Annotated in this window: 18 protein-coding genes; 5 read left to right on the forward strand and 13 right to left on the reverse strand. The window is 69.2% G+C overall.

Annotation, left to right across the window (positions count from 1 at the left end; all coding sequences use genetic code 11):
* The first annotated feature begins 57 nt into the window (after positions 1-57).
* Positions 58-2,907 carry a BTAD domain-containing putative transcriptional regulator gene (locus tag ACFCV3_RS15325; RefSeq protein WP_376030526.1) on the forward strand — a complete coding sequence of 950 codons (2,850 nt, stop codon included), beginning with the start codon at positions 58-60 and terminating at the stop codon, positions 2,905-2,907.
* Here the strand turns inward: ACFCV3_RS15325 and ACFCV3_RS15330 are convergent, their stop codons facing one another.
* Both ACFCV3_RS15330 and ACFCV3_RS15335 read right to left on the reverse strand, forming a co-directional pair.
* Positions 2,908-3,426, reverse strand: coding sequence for a hypothetical protein (locus ACFCV3_RS15330; protein WP_376030528.1), 519 nt, complete (start codon positions 3,424-3,426; stop codon positions 2,908-2,910).
* Positions 3,423-6,008, reverse strand: coding sequence for a hypothetical protein (locus ACFCV3_RS15335; RefSeq protein WP_376030530.1), 2,586 nt, complete (start codon positions 6,006-6,008; stop codon positions 3,423-3,425). Before ACFCV3_RS15335 ends, ACFCV3_RS15330 begins: the two co-directional genes overlap by 4 nt.
* A 106-nt stretch (positions 6,009-6,114) precedes the next feature.
* Here ACFCV3_RS15335 and ACFCV3_RS15340 point away from each other — a divergent pair, with 106 nt between their 5' ends.
* Complete coding sequence (locus tag ACFCV3_RS15340; protein ID WP_376030532.1) at positions 6,115-8,361, forward strand: kinetoplast-associated-like protein; 2,247 nt, start codon at positions 6,115-6,117, stop codon at positions 8,359-8,361.
* A gap of 72 nt (positions 8,362-8,433) precedes the next feature.
* The gene (locus tag ACFCV3_RS15345; RefSeq protein WP_376030534.1) at positions 8,434-9,384 is read left to right on the forward strand and encodes a hypothetical protein; all 951 of its coding nucleotides are present in this window, start codon (positions 8,434-8,436) and stop codon (positions 9,382-9,384) included.
* Positions 9,385-9,433: 49 nt separating this feature from the next.
* Here the strand turns inward: ACFCV3_RS15345 and ACFCV3_RS15350 are convergent, their stop codons facing one another.
* The gene (locus tag ACFCV3_RS15350) at positions 9,434-10,327 is read right to left on the reverse strand and encodes an A/G-specific adenine glycosylase (protein ID WP_376030536.1); all 894 of its coding nucleotides are present in this window, start codon (positions 10,325-10,327) and stop codon (positions 9,434-9,436) included.
* Positions 10,328-10,350: 23 nt separating this feature from the next.
* On the opposite strand from ACFCV3_RS15350, the gene ACFCV3_RS15355 reads away from it, so the two are divergent.
* Positions 10,351-10,989, forward strand: coding sequence for a hypothetical protein (locus tag ACFCV3_RS15355; protein WP_376030538.1), 639 nt, complete (start codon positions 10,351-10,353; stop codon positions 10,987-10,989).
* Here ACFCV3_RS15355 and ACFCV3_RS15360 read toward each other — a convergent pair.
* The gene (locus tag ACFCV3_RS15360) at positions 10,960-11,634 is read right to left on the reverse strand and encodes a hypothetical protein (protein ID WP_376030540.1); all 675 of its coding nucleotides are present in this window, start codon (positions 11,632-11,634) and stop codon (positions 10,960-10,962) included. The genes ACFCV3_RS15355 and ACFCV3_RS15360 overlap by 30 nt on opposite strands.
* 54 nt (positions 11,635-11,688) lie before the next feature.
* Between ACFCV3_RS15360 and ACFCV3_RS15365 the strand changes: the two genes are divergently transcribed.
* Positions 11,689-12,360, forward strand: a complete 672-nt coding sequence (locus tag ACFCV3_RS15365; protein WP_376030542.1) for a TetR/AcrR family transcriptional regulator — start codon at positions 11,689-11,691, stop codon at positions 12,358-12,360.
* Here ACFCV3_RS15365 and disA read toward each other — a convergent pair.
* The 9 genes from disA to ACFCV3_RS15410 form a co-directional block, all read right to left on the reverse strand.
* Positions 12,351-13,406, reverse strand: coding sequence for a DNA integrity scanning diadenylate cyclase DisA (gene disA / locus ACFCV3_RS15370; protein WP_132401854.1), 1,056 nt, complete (start codon positions 13,404-13,406; stop codon positions 12,351-12,353). The genes ACFCV3_RS15365 and disA overlap by 10 nt on opposite strands.
* 219 nt (positions 13,407-13,625) lie before the next feature.
* Entirely contained in the window at positions 13,626-14,564 is a 939-nt protein-coding gene (locus ACFCV3_RS15375; protein ID WP_376030544.1) for a beta-ketoacyl-ACP synthase III, read from the reverse strand.
* Positions 14,565-14,720: 156 nt separating this feature from the next.
* The gene (gene radA, locus ACFCV3_RS15380) at positions 14,721-16,118 is read right to left on the reverse strand and encodes a DNA repair protein RadA (protein ID WP_376030546.1); all 1,398 of its coding nucleotides are present in this window, start codon (positions 16,116-16,118) and stop codon (positions 14,721-14,723) included.
* A gap of 42 nt (positions 16,119-16,160) precedes the next feature.
* Entirely contained in the window at positions 16,161-17,444 is a 1,284-nt protein-coding gene (locus ACFCV3_RS15385; protein ID WP_376030548.1) for a hypothetical protein, read from the reverse strand.
* Positions 17,441-19,213: an ABC transporter permease subunit gene (locus ACFCV3_RS15390; RefSeq protein ID WP_376030550.1), complete on the reverse strand. Its 1,773-nt coding sequence runs from the start codon at positions 19,211-19,213 to the stop codon at positions 17,441-17,443. Before ACFCV3_RS15390 ends, ACFCV3_RS15385 begins: the two co-directional genes overlap by 4 nt.
* Positions 19,213-20,385 carry an ABC transporter substrate-binding protein gene (locus ACFCV3_RS15395; protein ID WP_376030551.1) on the reverse strand — a complete coding sequence of 391 codons (1,173 nt, stop codon included), beginning with the start codon at positions 20,383-20,385 and terminating at the stop codon, positions 19,213-19,215. Before ACFCV3_RS15395 ends, ACFCV3_RS15390 begins: the two co-directional genes overlap by 1 nt.
* A 55-nt stretch (positions 20,386-20,440) precedes the next feature.
* Positions 20,441-21,001, reverse strand: a complete 561-nt coding sequence (locus ACFCV3_RS15400; RefSeq protein ID WP_376030553.1) for a hypothetical protein — start codon at positions 20,999-21,001, stop codon at positions 20,441-20,443.
* 92 nt (positions 21,002-21,093) lie between these two features.
* Positions 21,094-21,789 (reverse strand): class I SAM-dependent methyltransferase, encoded by a 696-nt coding sequence (locus ACFCV3_RS15405; RefSeq protein WP_376030555.1) that lies wholly within the window; start codon positions 21,787-21,789, stop codon positions 21,094-21,096.
* Positions 21,786-22,994 (reverse strand): MFS transporter, encoded by a 1,209-nt coding sequence (locus ACFCV3_RS15410; protein WP_376030557.1) that lies wholly within the window; start codon positions 22,992-22,994, stop codon positions 21,786-21,788. Before ACFCV3_RS15410 ends, ACFCV3_RS15405 begins: the two co-directional genes overlap by 4 nt.
* Positions 22,995-23,032 lie beyond the last annotated feature (38 nt).

Raw genomic sequence — 23,032 nt, forward strand, 5'->3', positions numbered from 1 at the left:
TGGTCGAAAGGTGTCCGGTTTCGGGCGGTCCGCCAATTACGCTCCTACACTGCGAAGATGCCGTCGGGGCTCCGGATCGATCTGCTCGGACCGCTCACCGTCCGCAGCGGTGCGGCGGAGATCTCGGTCGGGCCGTTGCGGCAGCAGGCGATGTTCGCGGTACTGGCGCTGAATGCCGACCGGGTGCTGACGCCGGAGCAGTTGCTCGACCTGGTGTGGGACGACGATCCGCCGCCGACCGGGATCAAGGTCGTGCCGACCTACGTGTACCGGATCCGGAAGTCGTTGCCGGCGGATGCGCGGCTGGAGCGGACGACGGCGGGGTATGTGCTGCGGCTCGATCCTGGGGTCCTTGATCTGGAGCGCTTCGAGACGACTGTGCGGGCCGCTGGTCGGCACAGCGATCCAGAGCAGGCGCTGGCGTTGCATGAGCAGGCGCTGGCGCTGTTTCGCGGTCAGCCGTTGAGCGGTCTGCCGGGGCAGTACCTGGCCGGACAGCGCCGCCGGATCGCCGAACGGCGGGAGAAGGCGCTCGGTACCCGGATCCAGTTGCAGCTCGCCGCAGACAGGCACGTCGAGGCGATCCCCGAGCTGATCGGTCTGGTTGCCGACCATCCGTTCGACGAACGGTTCGCCGTACTGCTGATGAACGCGCTGGCCGGGAGTGGTCGGCAGGCCGAGGCGCTTGAGACCTATCAGCGAGTACGCCGGACGCTCGTCGAACAGCTCGGGATCGAGCCGGGCCCCGAACTGCGGGCTGCGCAGCAGACGCTCCTGCGGGTCGAGGCGCCTGCGGTGCCGTCACGCAACGAGCTCCCGTACGGCGGGGCCGCGTTCGCCGGTCGGGCTGCGGAGCTGGCCGAAGTGGTCGCTGCCTTGCGGACGACTGCTGGATCCGCGCCGCCGGTTCTGGCGATCGACGGGATGGCGGGGATCGGCAAGACCGCGCTGGCGGTCCAGGCGGGGCACCTGCTGGCGGCGCAGTACCCGGATGGTCAGTTGTTCGTCGACCTGCACGGGCACACGCCGGGGCGCGAGCCACTCGGGACCGAGCAGGCGGTCGACCACCTGCTGCGCGGCATCGGCGTACCGGCGGATCAGATTCCTGGCTGCCTCGAGGACCGGTTGTCGTTGTGGCGGTCGAAGTCGGCGCGGCTGCGGTTGCTGGTCGTGCTGGACAACGCACCAGATGCGGAGTCCGTACGGCGATTGTTGCCGGGGGCATCGGATTGTGCGGTGCTGGTGACGAGCCGGCGGTTGCTGGTCGAACTGGACGCCAAGCGCCGGCTCGGGCTCGGCCTGCTGGCGATGGACGATGCGACGGCCTTGCTGATCGAGATCGCCGGGCCGGATCGGCATGGCGGCGACGAGTCCGCGGTGCGCGAGCTGGCCGAGCACTGTGGGCGGTTGCCGTTGGCGTTGCGGATCGCGGGTGCGCGGTTGCGGCATCGGCCGGCCTGGTCGATGCAGCACCTGAACCAGCGGCTGCGGGGACGGCGCCGGTTGCGCGAGCTCGATGGCGACTCGAACGGGGTCCGGTCGGCGTTCGCGGTGTCGTACGAGCATCTGCCCGAGGATCAGCGCCGGATGTTCGCGTGCCTCGGGTTGTTCCCCGGCAAGGACTTCGACGCGCACGCTGCCGCGGCGCTGGCCGGGATCGACGTACCGGCGGCTGAGGTACTGCTGGAGAGCCTGGTGGATGCGAGCTTGCTGCTGGCGCCGCGGCCGGGGCGGTACGAGTTCCATGACTTGCTGCGTGGGTATGCCGCGGAGGTTGCCGATGACGCGAGTGCAGTCGGTCGGCTCGTCGAGCACTACCTGGCGGTGGCCGGTCCGGAAATTGGTCCGGATCTGAGCTGGGCCGATGTCGAGCGGCCGAACTTGCTTGCTGCGTTGGAGGTTGCCGAGGACGCGGCGGCGGTGCGGTTCGCCTTGGTGCTGGCTCCTTACCTGCATCGCCGTAGCCGGCTGGACGAGCTGGACGCCGTACTGACGACCGGGCTGGCTGCTGCCGCGCGGCGGCAGGATGCGGTCGGTGAAGCGCGGCTGCTGTTGCTGCGTGGGAACTTCGGGCAGTTCCGTTGTGGTCCGCAGAAGGGATTGTGCGATCTGCGCCGGGCCGCGGAGTTGGCGCCGGACGACGAGCCGGGGTTGCGAGCGCGGATCCTGGGATCGTTGGGCTACACGCAGGGCACGCTGGATCCGTCGTCGAGTCATGCCGACCTGCTGCGGACGTCGTTGCGGCTCGCGAACCTGGCCGGGGATCGTGAAGCCGTCGTCGAGACGCTGGGTCGCCTTGCTGCACTGGCGGTTCGGCAGCACGGGTTTGCGATGGCGCTGGAGTACTACGAGCGAGCGCTCGAGCTGGCGCGTGAGATCGGTGACGAGCGACTCGAACCCGAACTGCTGAACGGCATCGCCGTCTGCCGTCTCGCGGCAGACGACCCGCTACCTGCTCTCGAAGCGACGCGCGCCGCGCAACGTCTGGCCGCCGTGCACGAGCTGGACTTCTCAATGAGCTACGCCTTGTGTCACCAAGGTGAGGCCCACCGCCGCCTCGGCCGCACCAAGCTGGCTGTCGAGATTCACGAGCAGGCCCTGAAGCTGGCGATCGGCAACTGCACCCACCTCGACGAGGTCGACGCGCGGCTGCACCTGGGCCGCAGCCTGCTCAGCGCCGGTCGTGAGGAGTCGGCCGCCGAGCAGTTCGATCTGGCCCTCCGCCTCAGCCAGGACCGCGGTCACGCTCTGGGCATCGTCGATGCCCTCGCCGGCCTGGCCGACTGTGCACCACAGCCCGCCCGGGCCGACCGTCTGATCCGCCGAGCCCGTGACGTGGCCACCGAGGCCGGGTACGGCGCTCTGGCCGCCCGCTTGGAGTGTCGCCGTCCAGCGGTTCAGGTCTGATCAGGGTTCGCGGCGCCGGAGCTGGTTGATGGTGTGGGTGACGGTTGCCGGGTTTGGTGTGCTGTGGCTGGTGCGCTGGCTGAAGAGGTGGGCCGTGGTGGTGGCGAACCAGCAGACGGTGGTCACGAGAGCTATGGCTGGTCCGGGGCCCGGCCAGCTGTCACCCAGTGCTTCCACTTGACCTGCTTGGTAGGCGCCAGCCAGTAAGAGCAGGGTGATGACTGCGACGATGCACGCCGTGGCCTGGGCCCGGTGACCGGGCTTGAGCATCAGCAATGCGACTGTGGCGACTAGACCGACCAGCCATGTGAGGGCCAGCTGCGGCTGGGTTTCGAGACCCAGTTGCCAGACCGAGAGTCCGAGTCGGCGGCTGTAGGCCCACGGCAGAAGCAGTGTGAGGCCGGTAGCCAGTGCGGCGAGCAGTCCGGCTCGGGCGAACCAGCGATGCTCGTTGACGGCCAGCTTCTGCTCGGCTGCCGCCAGACGGATCGGCAGCTCTTCGTCCGGGAGGGTGCTCATCGGGCGACGTCCAAGCGCACCACGTCGTTGCCCAGCTGGAAGTACAGGGCCTGACCGATGACAGTCACCTGATCTGCAGCCTGCGGCACACCCTGTCCCGGGCCTGCGAGCACAGTGACCCGGCCGGCATCCACGCGCAGCAGGTGCACGGCGTCGTACCCCCAGAGCTTGCCATCGGGTCCGGCGAACCAGGTCCCGGGCGCATCACGGAGCGGCCGTAGCTCACCGTTGACCACAACTCGTCGTACGCCGTCCGGTCCGTAGAGGTTCAGCTCGCGGTGCACTGTGGTCCGGCCACGCACTAGATGTACGGCGCGGTCGGGATCCGCAAGGGTCCACCACACTCCGCCTTGACCGTCGGGCGCCCACGCGTGAGCAGCGAGCGGTAGCCGGATCCGCACCAGCTTGCCGGCGGCGTCGAGTCCGAGCTGGGTACTCACGCCAGGCGAACCCTGCTGCGGATCCACAGTCTCGACGGGCGGCAGTACGGTCGCCCGGAAGTTCGTCGTACCGCGCACTGGTGTTCGCCGATCGCAGCGTGGCTCTGGATCGGGTGCGGCCGGGTACGTCGAGGCTGCGCTCGCCGCAGCTGGGATCTGCAGGATCTGACCACCGCCACCTGGTGCAGTCCCCAGCAGCACCGATCCATCCGGCCGTGCCTCGATACTGCTGACTCCGTCAGCGCCTCCGGGCAGCTTGCGCAGTACGCCGTCCGGCGTGATCACCGATGTCGGCGCTCCACCGCCCAGCCAGATGTTGCCGCGGACATCGACCGCGAACGCATCGACCGTCGTCGACGAGCTGGCAGCGTCCCTGCTCAACAGACAGCCGGCCGGGGCCACTCCGGTCAGCTGCTGAGTCGCTCCGCCTGGACGCGCCATCGCCAGACCGGTGGCGCCTGTGCGCCAGACCGTCGTACCGTCCGGGCCGCTGGAGACAGCGTTGCCCTGTGCACCCACTCCGGGGTTGATCGTGAAGTCCTGCAACCGCAGGCCGGTCCGGAGCTGATTGGCCGGGATCTGCCACGTGGTCGAACCACCCCACACCACAATCGACCGGTCGGCGTTCCGATGACTCAGCGCCGGACCGACGCCTGAGGCAAGGACCTCTACGCCAGGAGTCACGTAGTACTGGCCGTCGGGGTCCTTGTGGCTAAGGCTGATATCCGCCTGCGCCAGGTCGAGTGGGACGGAAAGGATCGCCCAGGGCTTCCCGCGTGCTCCACCAGCCAGCAACACGAGCTGGTCGTCGGTGACGCCCCACAAGGCCGGTGCGGTCGGACCGTGGTTCAGCGTCACCTGGGGGAGCGCGACGCCGTCGTCGTACGCGAAGACTGTTGAGCTCTCCGAACCTGTCCGCCCCAGCAACCACAGCCCGGGTGAGCCGTCCAGAGTGCTTGCCAACGAGTCGAGCGGATCAGATGTGCCAATGGCGACCCGCATCCCGAGCCGGTCGACCAGCTGCCCACCATGGAGGTTCAGCATCCGGTGCGGCGCACCAACAGTCGTCTCCGGCCGGTACGTCGTACCTGTCGCAGACGGCACGAGCAGTCCGGCTACTGCGCCGACGCCGCCGAGTAAAACCACCAGCCGGCCACCGATCAGTCCAGTGGCAATCAGAAGGACGGCCAGCACCAGAGCGGTCCAGGCGCCGATGCCTGGGTGATACCCGACGCCGTTCGGCAGTATCGGTGGCAGCCACAGCAGATGCGCAGTCAGCCCAGCCACTGTGGCCGTTCCGCACGCGACAGCCGCCAGACGTCGTACGAGACCGCGAGTGGCCAGGGTCGCGACGGCGAGCGCGCAGAGGATCAGCGCCCAGGTCCGGGCCGACGGGATCTCCCAGAGCTGCGCCCGGATCAGCCCGGCGTCCGCAAGGCCGACGGCGACCGGATCCCGGAGCTCACGCCATGGAAGAACAGTTGAGAACAGAACCAGTACGGCGAGAGCGCCGGTTGCGAACGGCATCATCCCGGCCCGGATCGAGGTCCAACTCTCGGTCCGATCGATCATTCGGACAAACAGTGCCCGCAATTCGGACTGATTCAGCGGCTCGGCGGACGGGTTCGGCGAGTCGTTCCCAAGAGTTGGCCGAGGCGTCATCGGGCGCCGGACCAACTGGGTTGCCCAGTAGCCGGCCACTGCGGTCGCGAGGGTTCCGCAGGCCAGTGTCCCGATCACAGCCGGTGAGAAAGAACAGCTCGGCCGACCTTGCTGAACGAATCCGGTCCAGGCCGCCATGGTGACTGCCGCGACCACCGCCGTACCCCATCCGCGGACCTGCCGCCGTAGCCCGGAACTCTCGGCAGACAAGCGATCCGCGAGGATCAGGAGCACGATCACGACCGGTAGGACGAGGGCCGCGGACCGGCCGCCGACCGGTTGGACACCGGCCCGCCAGAGGTAACAGCCTGTGCCGGTCCGGCCTGGTAGCAGAACCGCGAACAGCGCGCCGACGGCAAGACACGCAAGTACTACACCGGGTTTGCCGGTACGTCGTATGGTCCTACGATGCGTGAGCAGATCAGTACGGATCAGTGCTGCCGCCGCCTGCGCTTCGGTGGGCAGATCGCGCAGCGGCATGAAAAAGAAGTTACCTCGCACCCCTGTGCCGCGTTGTAACCCTGTGACCACGTTGATGGAACCCGGACTGTCGGAAAGGGGGCGAGGGATGGAATCATCTCGTCGCATGGACGCGCCGCGTCTGCCCCTGACCCAGGAACCGGTCGTCGACACCGGTTCCTTTGGTGTGCGGCAAGCGGGCGGCGTGCTCGAGCGCGCACAGCGGATCGCGGACACCCTGCGCGAGCAGGCGGAGTACGAGAACGACCTGGCCCGCGAGGAGGCCGAGCGCGCCCGGACCGAGACCGAGCAGCTCCGCGCCGCGGCCGAGGCGGCGGCCAAGAAGCTGCGCACCGACGCGACTACGTCCGCGCAGCGACTGCTGAACGACGCCGAGCGCGCGGCCGAGCAGCTGCGCGTCGAGTCCGAGACTGAGGCAGAGCGGGTCCGGAGCGAGGCCCAGGAGGCCGCTGACCGGCTGCAGGCCGAGTCCACCGCAGAGGCAGAGCGGGTACGCCGGGAGGCGGCCGAGGCGGCTGAGAAGCTCCGAGCCGAGTCGACCGCCGAGGCGGAGCGCGTCCGGTCCGAGGCAACGACACTGGCCGAGCGGCTGACCGCAGGTGCCGAGCACGCTGCCGAGCAATTGCGCGCAACGGTCGCCGAGGAAGTGGCCAAGCGGCGCCACGACTCCGAATCGGCCGCCGAGCAGTTGCGGGCCGAGAGTCAGGCGGCAGCCGACCAGCTGCGGGCCGAGTCACAGGCCGCGGCCGACCGCCGGATCAATGGCGCCGAGGCCGCAGCAGCCCGGGTGACTGAAGCTGCTGAGTCTGAGGCGGCCCGGCTGAAGTCCGAATCGGAGGCTGAAGCCGCCCGAGTCACGGAAGCTGCCGCGTCGGAGGCGGCCCGCCTGAAGTCGGAGTCGGAGGCTGAAGCCGCCCGGGTCACCCAAGCTGCGGTGTCCGAGGCGGCCCAGCTGAAGTCGGAGTCCGAGGCCGAGGCCGCTCGGGTCAAGCAGGAGGCCGAGACTGCGGCTGCCCGGTTGACGGCAGAGTCCGAGTCCGAGGCCGCGCGGATCAAGGAAGAGGCCGACGAGCTGCTCGTCGCCGCCCGCGAGGCCCGGGAAGCGGCCGAGCTGATGGTCGATCGGGCCGGGCGCGAAGCGCAGCAGCTGGTGGCCGATGCCGGTGAGCAGGCCGCGCTGGTGTCGCAGGCCGCCGTACAGAACGAGGCGGAGCTGATCGCTCGCTCCGAGAGCGAGGCCGCCGAGCTGCGGGCCGCGGTCGAGCGCGAGGTCGAGGCAGCCCGGGAGAAGTCGCGGGTCCAGATCGCCGCGGCGCATGCCGAGATCGAGCGGTTGCGCGGCGAGAACCGGGCCGAGCTCGAGCGCCGGACGGCCGAGCTCGAGGAGACCGAGCGGGCCAAACTGGCCGCGATCTCGCTGGAGATCGACAAGCTCCGGGCCGAGGCCATGGCCGAGATCGCCGAGCGCAAGGCCGAGGCCGAGCTGTCCAACGAGCGGCTGATGGCCGACGCCCGGGCGCAGGCCAAACTGGTCGTCGACTCCATCGAGGCCGACCGGCGCAACGCGAGTGGCGAGGCCCAGCGGATCGTCGAGGAGGCGAACAAGGCGGCCGAGACGGCGCTGGCCGAGGCCGAGAAGCAGACGCTGTGGAGCAAGAAGACCGTCGACGACCTGATCAGTACGGCCGAGGCCGAGGCGCAGACGATCCGCGAGCAGGCCGCCGCGCAGGCCAGTGAGTTGCTGCTGCAGAAGCGGGCGCACCTGCGGCGCGTGGTCAGCCGCTCGACCAGCCGGCTCAAGCAGACCCAGGAAGCGATCGCCAAGGAGAACGCCGAGCTCACCGTGCTCGCCGAGCACACCTTGGAGTCCGCCTCCGCCCAGGCCGAGGCGACCCTGTCCACGGCGCGCCACGAGGCCGAGAAGGTGACCGCGCAGGCGCAGGCCCGGGCCGATCGGGTGAAGGCCGCGGCCGAGCTCGAGGCCAAGGAGATCGTCGACCGGGCCACCCGGCGGGAGACCGAGGCCCAGTCCAGTACCCAGGTTCTGCGCGAGCGCGCGGCCAAGGATCTCGCCGACGCGCAGCGCCAGTCGCACGAGCTGATTCGCAAGTCCCGCGCCGAAGCTCAGCAGCTCGAGGCGCAGGCCCGCGAGCATGCGGACGAACTGCGCGCGCAGGCCCGTAAACTACTCGCCGATGCCGAGGCGAGGGTCGCGGCACTGAATCAGCGCCGCGACGAGATCACCAAGGAGCTCACCCAGCTTTCGGGTGTGATCGAGGCACTCGCTGTACCGGGGTTCCGCCCAGGTGGTGGAATGTCTTCCAGTGAGGGTTCCACGGGGGAATCAGGATGAGGACGTGACAGTCAGATCCTTGTCAGTGACAATGTGTGATCCACCCACCCATCGAAGTGAGTATCGGAAAACATGAGCAGTGAAAGCCCAACCCCGTTCCGTACCGTTCTGCGTGGCTACGAGCCCGCTCAGGTGGATCAGCACATCCGTGAGCTGACCACCTCGCTGACCGCTCTGCAGCAGCAGTCCGAGCAGCTCCAGCGGCACGTCCAGGAGCTCCAGCAGCGCACCGACGCCGCGGAATCGGCCGTTATCTCCGCCCAGGAGGACAACAAGGACCGTGCCCCGACGTTCACCGAGTTCGGTGAGCGGGTCGCGAAGATCCTGTCGCTGGCCGATGACGAGGCCCGTGACCTGGTGACCCGCGCGCGGACCGACGCCGAGGCGATCGTCGCCGACGCCGAGGCGCACGCGAAGAAGGTCCGCAAGGAGGCCGAGCAGTACTCCCTGGACTGGAAGAGCGAGGTGGACGCGGAGGCCGCCCGGATCCTCGAGGAGGCCCGCACCCAGGCCGACGACATGCGCGACGAGGCCGAGCGCGACGCGACCGCCCGCCGGTCCGAGGCGCAGGCTCTCTACGAGCAGGAGCGCGCGAAGTCCGCACAGGCCGCGGCCGCCTTCGAGACCACCCTGGCCGAGCGCCGGGGCAAGGTCGAGCAGGAGTTCGCCGCTCGCACGGCACTGGCCGAGCAGCAGCTGGCTGCTGTCACCGACCGCGCCGCGCAGGTTCAGCGCGAGGCGGACCGGTCCCGGTCCGAGGCCGAGCGCCTGGCCCAGCAGCAGCTGGCCGACGCGAACCGTCAGGCTCAGGAGATCGTCGCCGCCGCGAAGGACAAGTCCGAGCGGATCCGCGCCGAGTCCGAGCGTGAGCTCGCCGCCGCGACCCAGCGCCGGGACAGCATCAACGCGCAGCTGACCAACGTCCGCCAGATGCTGGCGACGCTGTCCGGCAGCCCCGCGATGCCGCTCGACCTGCTGGCCGACGACGACGCCGAAGCCACCACGGGCAGCAAGAAGAACTGAGTACGACGTCAAAAGGCCGGCTCGCATTTCGCGAGCCGGCCTTTGCGCTTCAGGTAGGCAACCGGTAGCGGTTGCGGGGTAGCGGCTCCACGAGGCCGTCGGCGACTAGGCCGTCAAGGGCGCGTTCGCGTTGGACGGGGTCCTGCCAGCAATCGTCGAGGGCCTTCTTCGGTACGGCGCCCGGCTCGGAGCGCAGGACGGCGAGCAGCCGGCCACGGACTTGGCGGTCGGTGCCTTCATAGGTCTGGCCCTTGCGCGGCGGACCTTCGTACGGCGGACTGCCGGCCAGCACCCACGCGCACTGGCTGCGGATCGGGCAGTCGCCGCATCTCGGCGTACGGGCTGTGCAGACCAACGCACCGAGCTCCATGGACGCCACTGCCCACCGGGCGGCTGTTGCCTCATCTGATGGCAGTGACGAGACTGCGAGTCGTTGGTCGGCCGCAGTGGGGGAGATGGTCGGCTGTGCGACGCCGGTGAGGGCTCTGGCGAGCACGCGACGGACGTTGGTGTCCACGACTGCGTGCCGTTGCCCAAACGCGAACGAGGCGATCGCAGCGGCGGTGTAGGTGCCTACACCGGGCAGAGCGAGCAGTGCGGCGTGGTCGTCCGGCACCTCTCCACCATGGCGCTCCACGATCGCCTGTGCTGCCGCGTGTAGCCGCAGAGCGCGCCGGGGGTACCCGAGCCGATCCCAGGCCCGCACAGCCTCACCTGGTGGCTCTGCAGCCAGGTCTGCCGGCTTTGGCCATCGCTCCAACCACCTCTGGTACGCCGGGAGCACGCGCGCGACTGGAGTCTGCTGCAGCATGAACTCGCTCACCATGACTGCCCAGGGACTCGCTGCGGGATCCCGCCACGGCAGTACGCGCGCATTGGCGTCGTACCACTCCAGAACGGAGGTGTGGAGAGAGGTGAGCGGCGAGCCTGACTGGTGGAGCACAGAGCCGATATTAGGGTGCGTGCATGAGCAGCCTGCTCCATCCGGTCGGGCACCTGCCCGCCAGCGTCTACTGGTTCCGTCGGGGACTGGTGTTGTTCGTCCTGGCGCTGCTGTTCTTCCTGATCTTTCAGTTGTTCCCGGGTGGTGGCGACCCGAAGAAGTCGGCGGCTGTCGGCGACCCGCAGAATTCGCAGACACCGCAACCGTCGGTCAAGCCGTCGAAAACGCCCACCGCCAAGCCGACGGAGAAGTCTTCGAAGACGACTCCCCCCGAGGACGTCAAATGCTCCGCGTCGAATGTCCGGGTCGAAGTGATGCCGGCTGTTCGCCGAGTCACCTCCGGGGCCGCGCTGAACTTCGTCATTCGGTTGAACGCCGTCTCTGACGAGTGCAAGGCAAGCATCGACCCGGACTCGCTGACCGTCTCGGTCACGTCCGGTGCCGATCTCATCTGGACCACAGGCCATTGTGGGCAAGCGATTCCGAAGGCCACGCTGGTCGTTGCCAAGGGCAAAGAAGCTGCCAGCACAGTGGTCTGGAACGGGCACCGGTCCGGCCCCGGCTGCCTCCCTGGACAACCGGTGGCCAAACCGGGGACCTACGTGGTCAAGGCCGAGTTCTCCGGCCGCGAATCAACCTCGCAAGCCTTCACGATCGCCTGACGTCGCTGCTACCGGTGCCGGGGATCGCAGGAAGCCGGCCGAGGTGAGGGTGATCCAGATGATCCACAGCCCGAAGCCGGCGAACCCGAAAGCGCCAAGCGCGCTGTGGGTGGTCGCTGACCAGGGCGCGAGAACGGAGTTGGTGAGCGTCAGCAGGCCGCTGGCCAGGCCGAGGTAGGCGTGCCACGGCCGGAGGTTGCCGGTCCGCAGGCCGGCCATCGAGAATCCGCCGACCGTGAGGGCGATACCGATCGCGTTGACGGCGAAGTACGCGTTGTGCAGCGACCACAGTGGCGCGCCGTCGACGAGTGCGATCTCGGTCCCGACGACTCCGGCGAACAAGGAGATCAGCAGCACCGCGCCGATCACGCCGACGATCGTCCAGGCTTCGCCGCGGTCCTGCTCCGCCTTCCGCCAGCGTGCATGGGTCCCGGCCGCGAACACGGCCAGGAACATCCAGGCGATCGGCGCGATGGCGCTGCTGATCCGCGCTGCGTCCCCGTGTTCGGCGAAGAAGGTAGCGACCTCGGCGGGGGTGGCGCCGATCTGGGGAGGCAGCTCGGTGGCGACCGTGACCAGATTGGCGAGGATGACGGAGCCGGCGAAACCCAGCCCGGCCCAGCCTGCGAGACGTTGTGAATGCATGATGATCCCCCGGGAACAATATTGGCTATAGCTAGTGTTAAATGACTTTAGGGAGTGACAAGTCAATTGTCCACGGAGTCCGGCCCAGAGCTGCCCGAACAGGCATCGCAGCGACGCGGGTACGACGCGCCGCGGCGGCGTGCCCAGGCGTCCCAGACCCGGGCGGAGATCGTCGCCGCGGCGCGGCAGCTGTTTGCCGAGCGCGGCTGGGCGGCCACCACGGTGCGCGATATCGCCCGGGCCGCGCAGGTCTCCGAGCCCACCGTCTACTCGGCGTACGGCGGGAAGTCCGGGCTGGCGGTCGCGCTGATCGACGGCATCGACCCGTCGGTCGAGGTGGCAACCGTCCGGTCGCGCCTGGCCGCGTCGGACGAGCCGGCCGACCAGCTGGCGGCGCTGGTCGGTTACGACCGGGCGCTGTTCGAGCGCTCCGGTGACGTCCTGCTGATCCTGCGCGAGGCGGGCCGGACCGAACCTGAGCTGGCGGCGGCGTACGAGCGCGGCCGGGCGCGTGGCGAGGAGGTCTGGCGCCGGGTGTTCACGGGCTGGCCGCGGTCGGCGTTCGCGCGCGGAGTCACCGTCGACAACGCCTGTGATTCGTACGCCGCGATCTGCAACGTCGATGTGTTCACAACACTGCGGACCGAGCGCGGCTGGTCAGCCGACCAGGTCGAGCGCTGGTGGCACGACGTACTGGTGAAGGTGTTGCTGGGACCTCAGACGTAGCGTTCGAGGATGCTGGACTCGGCCAGGCGGGAGAGGCCTTCGCGGACAGTACGGGCGCGGTTCTCGCCGACGCCTTCGACGGTTTGGAGGTCGTCGATGCTGGCGGCGAGGAGCTTCTGCAGGTGGCCGAAGTGCTCGATCAGGCGGTCGATGACGGCGCCGGGGAGGCGGGGAACCTTCGCGAGCAGGCGGTAGCCGCGTGGGGTGACCGCGGCGTCGAGCTGCTCGGCGCCGCCGAGCTGCAGGGCGCGGGCGACCTGGCCGATGTCGAGCAGGTCGGTCGGGCTGACCGCGTCGAGCTCGAGCAGTACGTCGTCCGCCGTCTTGGCCTTGCGGCCGCTGGCCGGCGGGAGGTAGTCGCGGACGACGAGCTCGCGCTCACCGGCGACGCCGGCGACCAGCTCGTTCAGCTGGAGAGTGAGCAGGCGGCCGTCGGTGCCGAGCTCGACCACGTAGCCGTCGATCTCGGTGGCGATCCGGCGGACCATCTCGAGCCGTTGCGCGACCGCGGCCACGTCGCGAACCGTGACCAGGTCCTCGATCTCCAGTGCGGACAGCGTGCCGGAGACCTCGTCGAGACGCAGCTTGTACCGCTCGAGGGTGGCCAGTGCCTGGTTCGCCCGGGACAGGATCGCGCCGGAGTCCTCGAGGACGTACCGCTGGTCGTCGACGTACAGCGCGATGATGTGCATCGACTGCGACACCGAGATCACCGGGAAGCCGGTCTGCCGGGCGACCCGGTCGGCGGTGCGGTGCCTGGTCCCGGTCTCGTCGGTCTGGATCGACGGATCCGGCATCAGGTGCACGGCGGCCCGCATCAGCTTGGTGGCATCGCGGTCGAGCACGATCGCGCCGTCCATCTTGCTCAGTTCGCGCAGGCCGGTCGCGGTGAACTCGATGCCGATCTCGAAGCCACCGGTCGAGATGGAGTCCACGACCTTGTCGTGTCCCAGCACGAGTAGGGCGCCGGTCCGGCCCCGCAGGATCCGTTCCAGGCCTTCACGCAGTTCGGTACCCGGTGCCACGGCCATCAGAGTCGCGCGCATCCGGGCGCCGGTGCTGTTCTTGTCGGAGTTCGGGGCCACGGAAGGTGAGTCTATGCGGTTGTCCGCGGGTCATGGGTGCTAAGTCCCCGCGGACCGCACTCGCGGGGACCCTCGGTCCGGTTGAACTTGCAGTTGCGCGTGCACGCGCTCGTGCATCTGGACCGTGCAGTTCCCGATTCCCGCGTGGACGGGCTCCGGAAGGCCGTGACGCCTGCTGCGTCAGGGGGTCCGGACGACCTGTCCGGCGTACGAGAGGCCGCCGCCGAATCCGAACAGCAACACCGGCGCGCCGGACGGAATCTCCCGCTTCTCGACCAGCTTCGACCACGCGATCGGGATACTCGCCGCGGAGGTGTTGCCGGACTCGACCACGTCCTTGGCGACCACCGCGTTGACCGCGCCGAGACGCTTGGCCAGCGGCTCGATGATCCGCAGGTTGGCCTGGTGCAGGATGACGCCGCCGAGCTCCTCGGGCTTCAGGCCGGCCTTCTCGCAGACCTGCTGGGCGATCTCCGGCAGTTGCGTGGTGGCCCAGCGGAAGACGCTCAGCCCGGCCTGCTGGAACTTCCCCTCGCGACCCTCGATCCGGACCGCGTCGGACATCTCCGGCACCGAACCCCAGACGACCGGGCCGATCTCCGGCTCGTCGCTGGCGACCAGCACTGCCGCCCCGGCACCGTCACCGATCAGCACGCAGGTGGTGCGGTCGGTCCAGTCCGTCCAGTCGCTCAGCTTCTCGACGCCGATCACGATCGCCTTCGTCGCGGCGCCGGCCCGGATCGCCTGATCGGCGGTCGCGAGGGCATAGGCGAAACCCGAGCAGGCGGTGTTGATGTCGAGAGCGGCCGGGTGCGCGAGGCCGAGCCGCGCGGCGACCCGGGCGGCGATGTTCGGTGAGCGGTCGATCGCCGTACAGGTCGCGACGACGACGTAGTCGATCTCGCTGCTGTCGATACCGGCATTGGCCAGCGCCTTGTCGGCGGCCCGCCAGGCCATCTCGTCGACCTGCTCGTCAGGTGCCGCGATCCGGCGCTCCTGGATACCGACGCGGCTCTGGATCCACTCGTCGTTGGTCTCGACCATGGTCGCCAGTTCGGCGTTGGTGAGCACTCGCTCCGGCTGGTAGTGGCCGAGCGCGACAACTTTGGAACCGGTCATCTGGTGCTCCTGCGGTGATCCGGCGTACGCCGGGCGGGGGCGCGGGGTTCGACGATGAACCCAGCCTGGGGGGCTACCCCAGAGTACGTTCCCCGGTCACCCAGTGGGCATCCCTCGTCTCACGCCCCACGTAAAGGTGTGGTCAGGAACACAGGATCAGGTGAGGCCGGCGGCCAGCAGGGCGGAGCGGATGTCCGGGGCGGCGAAGGTGCGGAGACCGTACTTGGCCTGGATGTCCATCGGCTTGAGGTCTTTGCTGCGGTTGGGGATGTCGGCGGGGATGATCGCCTTGGTGAAGCCGAGACGGGCGGCTTCGGCGAGGCGCTTCTCCAGGCCGCCGACCCGGCGGACCTCGCCGGCCAGCCCGACCTCGCCGATGGCGACCAGGCCGGGGTGGATCGGGCGGTCCATGACCGAGGAGGCGACCGCGATAGCGACGGCCAGGTCGGCGACCGGTTCGGTGATCTTCACACCGCCGACGGTGGCGACGTACACCTCTTGGTCGTGCAGCTTCATGCCGGCGCGGTTGCCGAGGACGGCGAGCACCATGGAGACCCGCTGCGATTCGAGACCGGACGTCGTACGGCGAGGTTGGGGTGCTGCGGATGGGCCGACCAGGGCCTGGACCTCGGCGAGCAGCGGGCGGCGACCCTCCATCATCACCGTCACGCAGGTGCCGGCGACCGGCTCGGCGTGCTCGGAGACGAACAGGCCGGTCGGGTCGGTGACCTCGACGATGCCGGTGTCGACCATGTCGAAACAGCCGACCTCGTCGGACGGGCCGAACCGGTTCTTGGTGGCGCGGACCATCCGGAACCCGGAGTGCCGGTCCCCGTCGAACGCGAGCACGACATCGACCAGATGCTCCAGCATCCGCGGACCGGCGATCGCACCCTCCTTGGTGACGTGCCCGACCAGGACGACCGCGATGTTCCGCTCCTTCGCCAGCCGCACGAGCGCGCCGGTGACCTCACGGACCTGCGTGACACCGCCGGGCGCACCATCGACCTCCGGATGCGCCATCGTCTGCACCGAGTCGATCACCAGGAACGCCGGCTCGACCGCGTCGACCTGACCGACGACCGCGCCCAGGTCGGTCTCGGCCGCCAGATACAACTCGTCGACCAGAGCATCGGTCCGGCCGGCCCGCAGCCGCACCTGGGCCGCCGACTCCTCACCGGACACGTAGAGCGTGCGCTGCCCACTGCGCGCGGACTGCGCCGCAACCTCCAGCAGCAGCGTCGACTTGCCGACGCCGGGTTCACCGGCCAGCAGGATCACCGCCCCCGGCACGACCCCACCCCCGAGCACCCGGTCGAGCTCACCGATCCCGGTCGGCCGCGACTCGGCCTCGATCGCGGACACCTTGCCGATCGGCATCGCCGGCGACGTCACCGGCCCGGCCGTGATCCGGGAAGCCTTCGCCGCCCCGACCTCCTGCACCGTCCCCCAGGCCTGACACTCGCCACACCGACCGATCCACCGCGCCGAAGTCCACCCGCACTCCGCACACGCGAACGCCGACTTCCCCTTAGCCGTCACCACCTTCGCCATACCGCTCAACCTATAGCCGGCCGCCGACAAAACCGCAGAACCTCAGTGTGAGCGACGATCGCGGAGCCACCTGCGGAACCGGGCCGGCCAGGGCAGGTGCGCGGGCGGTCCCGGGCTCGGCGGTGCGGACGAGGTGTCCCCGACTTCCTTCAGGTACCTCGTCAGCAGCGGGCTGTCCGACATTCGGAGGTCGGCGCTGGCTGCGAGATATCCAGCTGCCTGCTTCAGGTTGCCGGCGACGGCCTGCGCCGAGCCGAGGTGCTGGAGACAGCGGGCCTGTGCCTCCCGATCGTCGATGTCGGCGTTGAGGTGTGCCGCATGCCTCCACCAACCCTCGGCTTCGCGCGGGTTCCGCCGCATCCACGCCGCCACCCCGATCAGTTCCGACGCGTGCGCCTCGCCGCTGACGTCGCCGGCGGCGGTGGCCCGGGCGATGGCCGCGTGCAGATGGTCCACGGCACCTTCGGCGTCGTGGCGGTACAACTGAACGACCGCGAGGTTGACGAGAATCGTGATCTCGGCCGTCAGGTCCGGTCCGGGCCGCCGCAACCGCGCGTCGTCCAGCCGGTTCCGTGCGGTCGACAAGGCTTCGTCGCGATCGCTGCCCGCGGACGTCCCGACTGCCCGGTGCAGACTCGACAGCGCTCGCTCCACGTGCCGGCGAGTCGCCATCGCGGCCGCCGTGCGGCCCTTGGGCGCCAGCTCGCTCGAGATCCCGAGCCACAAGGTGGCCGACCGCAGATCGCCCGTCATCCGGTACGCCGTCGCCGTCCGGGCCGCCGCAAGTTCTTTCAGGTCACTCCGCCCGCATCCCTCACCGACCGTCCTGAGGAACTCGCTCAGCTCCAGCAGCGCGTCCGGATCGGCCTGCCGGACGTACCAGAGCTCGAGTGCGTCGCAGATTCGGGCAAGGTCATCGGCGTTCTCCGGTCCCGGCTTGCCGGACTTCAGCAGCGCGCGCAGCCGGTCCGCGTTCATGGCGTACCACTCGGCCGCGTCGATGCCGCCGCTCTTCGACCCGAGCGCGACCATCCACTGCTCGGCCTCCTCTGCTGCCAGGTGCAGTTCCGACGTGGTGACCACTCGCCCGCTACGGGCCCGGCGGATCGCGTTCAGCACGGCCGGTGCGTTGTAGACGATCGCGATGACGCCGAGAACCACAGTGAGCGCGATCCCGATGCGCTGGATCCAGCCGCCGCTGTCAAGGCTCTGCGTCAGCAGTTCCGATGCGAGCCCGGACAGCAGACCGGTGGCGAGTGCACCGATCGCAAACCCCAGCCTACGTCCCAAGGGCGCCTGCTCAGGCTTCTGCTCGGCTTCCGTCACGGCTTGCTCCCGGTGGTCAGACCGCGCACCACTGTCGACCAGAACGACAGCAGCAGTACCACCGGCACCACGGATGCGACGACGGCGGCTGCTGCGACTGTCCCGCCCGACGCGGCGAACTGCCGAGCCTCACCCCACAACACCAGCGACAACGGCGTCGTACCCGGACCACTGATCAGGAACCCGACAATGAAGTCGTTCCACACCATCGCAAACTCCAGGACCGCAACGGCAACGAGTGCAGGCCGATATGTCCGCTGCACCGTTGCCAGTACGGCGCTCTGTCGCGCAGAGCCCTGCAGCGCCTCGGAGACCAGCGCCGGCGGTGCGGCCGCGAACGCGGACCGCAGCAGTAACACAGCGAACGGCAGACCGGCAGCCGCATGCACCAGAGCCAACGCGACACGCGATCCGGCGAGCCCCGCAGCCCCGATTGCGTCGCGCAAGGGAGCGGCGTACAGCTGCACAGGCGTCACCGCGAGGACAACGAACACCGACATCACCACGCGCCCCAACCAGGTCGGCAAGCCGCCCCACGCGACCAGATAGGCAGTCGGTACGGCGATCGACAGGAGGACTGCCGTGGCTGCGGCGGCAATGAGCGCTGTGGACAGCAAGGCGCTGAGCAGGCCTGCGTTCGCGGCATCGGCGAACGACGAGAATCCGAGACCCGACGGCGACCACCAACCGCGCAGACCGGCCTCCCGTGGCGAGTGGAGCGCAGTGGCGACCAGCACCACGGCCGGGAAGATCCAGACCAGGCTGACGACGAAGCCGGCAGTCCACCCGATGCGCCGCGCTCGCCGGCTGGGCTTCGGCCGGCCCAAGGCCGGGTCCTGGCGGGTCACCGGTACCGGCATTGCCCAGCGCCGACGTCGCAGCCCGCGGACCCCGATCAGCCCAACCGCGGCCACGATGGCGAACAACACGACGCCGAGTGCCGCCGTACGTCCGGAGGGGTCGCCGCTCGTGGTGGCACGCCACCAGTTGAGGCCGAGTACGTCGGCGGACTGCTGCATCGGCCCCGGGACGGCGATCAGCACCAGGTCGAAGATGCGGACTGCCGCGACCACCACCGTCAGTGTGACGACACCGGTGATCGGACGGAGCAGTGGGATCTCCACGGCCCACAGGCGGCGCCATCCGGTGACACCTTCCGCAGCGATCGTCCGGGTGACGTCGTCTGGGATCGCGTCCAGGCCGGCGCGGAACAACGAGACGATGTACCCGAGCCAGGTCCAGCCGAACGCAGACACCAGCACCAACCAGAACAGGCCGGGCCCGAGCCATACCGGACTCGATCCGAACAGCGCGGACCACACCGCGGTCACCGTCCCGCGTTCAGGCGCCGGGTCGAAGAGCAGCCGGAACGTCACACCGGACACCAGGACCGACACGGCGAACGGGACCACCAGCGCAGGTTGCAGGAACGGGGTCAGTCCGGGCAGTCGATAGCTCAGCAGTGCAAGGAAGAACCCGACGACGACGAGCCCGAACGCAACGAGCACCCAGAGGAGGCTGTTGCGCACCGCATGCAGTGCGGCCGGGTCGCCCATCACTGCGAAGTTGCCGAAGCCGAAGCCGTCCGGTGTGCGGAACGCTGTCACCACGGTGACACCGATCGGAATCAGCAGAACGCAACTGAGCAGCACGGCCGGTAGACCCAGGAGATACGGGCCGGCCGGTCGCCGAGGCCGTCCGGGGACCGGACGTCCGCTGACCCCGCGGCCGACGACCTCCAGCGTCAGGCCGTTCGTCTCCAGACCCATCAGCCCTCGACCTCCCGCATCTCGTTGACAGTCGCGTCCACTGCTTCCGGCAGGACAGCGGCGCCGCGACCGCCGACCTTGACGAGGAAGTCCGTCAGTACGCGCCGCAGCCCGTTGGTGTCGCCGAGGCGGCCGAGCCGATCGGACAGGTCGAACTGCAGCAGTTCGCCAGGAGCGGCCAGCTGTTCGGCGAGGCGGGTGAGCTCAGGGGAGTAGCCCTTGACCCGTGCGTCGCTCAGGAACCCGCCCTCCTTGATCCATGGGTCCACGGCTGCTGGTGCAGCCAGTCGTCGGACGAGATCGCGGGCGTCGTCGGTGGTGGGCTTCTGCAGCACCATCACGTCGGCGCCGACCACTACTGGTGCCTGTGCGCCCGGGACGAGGGGCGGGAAGGTGAAGAGCCCGACGTCCCTCGGGTCCGCCGCGAATTGCCTCACCACCGGCTCGGCGAAGTCGGATGCCAGGACCATGGCGGCTCTGCGATGACCGAACACCTCGATGATCGCGTCCGGGAACTGCTGCACGAGCGAACGCTGCACTCCGCCCGCGAGACCGCCGGGAGCCGACCACATCGTCCCCAGCAACCGCAGAGCCGCAGCGAACTGCGGCTGTCGCGACGGACGCGGATCGGTGGCTGTCGCAAGCTCTGCGTAGACAGCGGGCGCAATGCCCAACAGCACGTTCTCGAAGAAGTCGGTGAGCACCCAACCGTCCCCGGCAGCCAACGACAGCGGCCTGATACCGGCCTGAGCCAGGGTCCGGTTGACCGCCAGCCAGTCCGGCCACGACGCAGGTGGCTGGAGGCCGGCCGCCCGGAAGACCGACGGCCGGTACCAGACCGCGGACTTGTGCGCTGTCTTGAACGGGATGCCGTACGTCGCCCCGTCGTGCACCAGGAGCTCGTCCCAGAGCGCGGACCGCCTGGCGAGGTCTGCAGGCATCGGCTCCAGATCGCGCAGGTGACGTGGGACCAGACCGGGCTGCGGCAGCATCACCAGATCCGGGGGCCGCGTGCTGCGAGCGCCGAACGCGCTGGAGATGTCGTCACCGAGTGGCACGACCTCGACCGTGTAGTCGAGGTCGCCGAGACCGTCGAGCACCCTGTGGAACGCCCGGAGCTCCTGTCCACCCCAGCTCACGGCGACCCGGACGCTGCGACGCAGGCCGAGCACATCGTTCGAGCAACCCGCGACCAATAAGGTAGCGGCGCCGAGGAATGCTCTGCGGCTACTCCTCATAGCGAAAGCCCGCTGTGCGCGCGGCGCTGGTCGTAATCAGCAGGATTGCGCTGGAGCGGAGATCTGGGTTGCTGCTGATCGCCAGCAGCGATCCCCAGGTCGGCAAACCGTTCGCGTCCTCGAGCAGGAGCACGCGTGGGTGCGCGCCGAGCGCACGAGCCACACCGGCCAGTCGGCGGCGACCTGGTGTCAACTGGTGCGGGTAGCGATCCAGCAGGTTCTCGACGCCGCAGTTGGTCGCCCTGGTGTGGCTTTGTTGCCGAGCCTCTCTCGTGGTGAGTCGGCGGGCCGCCTTGTGCCCGTGCACGATGTTGCCCAGCACGGTCAGATGCGGCAACAGGCCCCCTTCGGCCGGCACCAGTCGCACCAGTCGCTTCGGTCCGCCCGCTCGCACGACGACCCCCTCGGGCGGGTCCTCCGCCCCGGTCACGAGGTCGGCGAGCCGACGACGGTCCGCCGAGGACGGCATCACGACCGCTCGCTGCTCGCCGATGTCGACCAGAAGCTGCGCAGGCAGCCCCGGCACATGTTCGAGCTGCAGACCGTCCATGTCGTTGCTGGCGCCTCCCGAGCTGGTCCGTCAACCCTTCTGCAGTCATCGGCGATCGCGCAACTCCAACGGGGTGTCGTTTCAGAACCGGTTCAGTAGGTCTTGCTCCAGAGGTTGATCGCGTAGTCGACCTCGACGCCTGAGTGCTCAGCGATGAAGCGGTCGGCGTCCGCAGGGGTGAACTCGATGCGGAGGACGGCCTCGAGGTCGGCGCGGGTCTCGAAACGCCAGCCCATGTCGAGTGTGGTGCGCTGCCAGCCGTGTTCGGCCCAGAAGCGCTCGACCGCGGGGGCCTTGATCATCGGGTACGCCGAACTGAACCAGCGACCGAACGTCGACCGGCTGCCGTCGTTGTCGATCACGAAGGCCGTGCCGCCGCGCCGCATCACGCGGTCGAGCTCGGCCAGGCCCGGTTCGCAGCCGGGCCCGAAGAAGTAGGCCCAGCGAGCGTGCATCACGTCCACCGACGCGTCCGGTACCGGTAGCCGTTGGGCCGTGCCCTGGCGGACGTCGACGTTCGGCAAGTTCCTGGTACGGCGACGCGCAGCCTCGGCCAGCCCGGCGTGCGGTTCGACCCCGATCACCCGGGCCGCGGTGGCGGCGAAGCGTGGGAGGTGGAAGCCGGTTCCGCAGCCGATGTCGAGCACGGTGGAGCCGGCCCAGTCGTGGATCGCTCGCATCGCCGGTTCGATGACGCCGTTCGGATCGACGGCGTGGTTCTCGATCTCGTACACCTTCGGGTGGTGCCAGATGTTGGGACTCGGGATCCCACCTTCCGCAATGCTCACGCCACAGAGCCTATTGACTGCTTGGTAGTGGCTGCGAGCAGGGCGACCGGGATCAGCAACAGGCCGCACAGTACGGCGAGCCAGTGGAACCCGAGGTACGCCAGGACCGGGCCGGACGCGATTCCGGAGACCGAGGCCAGCACGCCCATCGTCAGGTCGGACAGTCCTTGGGCCGACGTGCGGATGTCGTCAGGGACGGACTGGGACAGCAGAGCGGATCCGGAAACCAGACAGGCCGACCAGCCCAGGCCGAGCAGGACCAGTGCGGTCGCAGTCAGTCCGTGAGCGCGGTCCGGCGCAACTGCCGCCACTGTCATCGCCATGGCGAGCACAGCCAGGCCAATGCCGACGGTGGGGATGCGGCCGAGCCGGTCCGCCAGCCAGCCCATCACCGGAGACAGTGCGTACATGCCGGCCACGTGACCGCTGATCACGAAGCCGACGATCGTCAGTGAGGCGCCATGGTGCTGCAGGTGGACCGAGGTCATCGACATCACCCCGACCATCACCGCATGGGCCGTGGCGATCGCCAGCAGCCCCAGCCGCGCATGAGGGATCGCCATCACGCGCCGGAGGGTCACCAGCAGGGGTTGACGTTCCAGAGTCAGGTTCCGGGGCCGGGGCAGGCGGCGGAGGCCGAACCAGACGATCACCAGGCTGACCACCAGAGTGGCCACGGAGAACAGATATGGACCGGCCAGCGGCAGGATGCCGAGCGCGTCACCGACAGCCCCACCTAGGCCAGTCAGGTTCGGCCCGATGACCACACCGATGGTGGTGGCCCACACGACCAGCGACAGTGCCCGCGCGACGTGTGCCGGGTCGGCTGCGTCAGTAGCGGCGTACCGGGACTGCAGGTTGGCGGCGGAGCCGCTGCCGAACAGACAGCCGGCCACCAGTAGCAGTGCGAGCGAGTCGATCTGCGCAGCGACGATGCTGAGCACTGCACCGGCAGTCGCGATCAGGTAGCCAGTGGCCAGCGAGAGGCGCCGGCCCCGGGCCCGGGCGAGCCGAGCCAGCGGTACGGCGAGGATCGCGCCGCCGAGCGTGGTCGAGGTGGCGACGAGACCGGCCATCGACGTCGAACCCGAGATTCGCTCGGCCAGCAGCCCAGCGACCGCGAATCCGCTGGCCACCGCCACTCCGCCGAGCACGTTGCTGGCCATCAGGGTCCGGACGGTCGTTCGCTGGAGGTCGGCGGTCACTCGGTCACTCTCTCATCTCCCTGACAGCGCAGCCGAAA

The sequence above is a fragment of the Kribbella sp. NPDC056345 genome (assembly GCF_042262745.1).
Classification (GTDB): domain Bacteria; phylum Actinomycetota; class Actinomycetes; order Propionibacteriales; family Kribbellaceae; genus Kribbella.

Excerpts from the sequence above, each read along its gene's own strand:
- ACFCV3_RS15325 (WP_376030526.1), top strand. The coding sequence starts at position 58 with ATGCCGTCGGGGCTCCGGATCGATCTGCTCGGACCGCTCACCGTCCGC.
- ACFCV3_RS15330 (WP_376030528.1), bottom strand. The coding sequence starts at position 3,426 with ATGAGCACCCTCCCGGACGAAGAGCTGCCGATCCGTCTGGCGGCAGCC.
- ACFCV3_RS15335 (WP_376030530.1), bottom strand. The coding sequence starts at position 6,008 with ATGCCGCTGCGCGATCTGCCCACCGAAGCGCAGGCGGCGGCAGCACTG.
- ACFCV3_RS15340 (WP_376030532.1), top strand. The coding sequence starts at position 6,115 with ATGGACGCGCCGCGTCTGCCCCTGACCCAGGAACCGGTCGTCGACACC.
- ACFCV3_RS15345 (WP_376030534.1), top strand. The coding sequence starts at position 8,434 with ATGAGCAGTGAAAGCCCAACCCCGTTCCGTACCGTTCTGCGTGGCTAC.
- ACFCV3_RS15355 (WP_376030538.1), top strand. The coding sequence starts at position 10,351 with ATGAGCAGCCTGCTCCATCCGGTCGGGCACCTGCCCGCCAGCGTCTAC.
- ACFCV3_RS15360 (WP_376030540.1), bottom strand. The coding sequence starts at position 11,634 with ATGCATTCACAACGTCTCGCAGGCTGGGCCGGGCTGGGTTTCGCCGGC.
- disA (WP_132401854.1), bottom strand. The coding sequence starts at position 13,406 with ATGCGCGCGACTCTGATGGCCGTGGCACCGGGTACCGAACTGCGTGAA.
- ACFCV3_RS15375 (WP_376030544.1), bottom strand. The coding sequence starts at position 14,564 with ATGACCGGTTCCAAAGTTGTCGCGCTCGGCCACTACCAGCCGGAGCGA.
- radA (WP_376030546.1), bottom strand. The coding sequence starts at position 16,118 with ATGGCGAAGGTGGTGACGGCTAAGGGGAAGTCGGCGTTCGCGTGTGCG.
- ACFCV3_RS15390 (WP_376030550.1), bottom strand. The coding sequence starts at position 19,213 with ATGGGTCTGGAGACGAACGGCCTGACGCTGGAGGTCGTCGGCCGCGGG.
- ACFCV3_RS15400 (WP_376030553.1), bottom strand. The coding sequence starts at position 21,001 with ATGGACGGTCTGCAGCTCGAACATGTGCCGGGGCTGCCTGCGCAGCTT.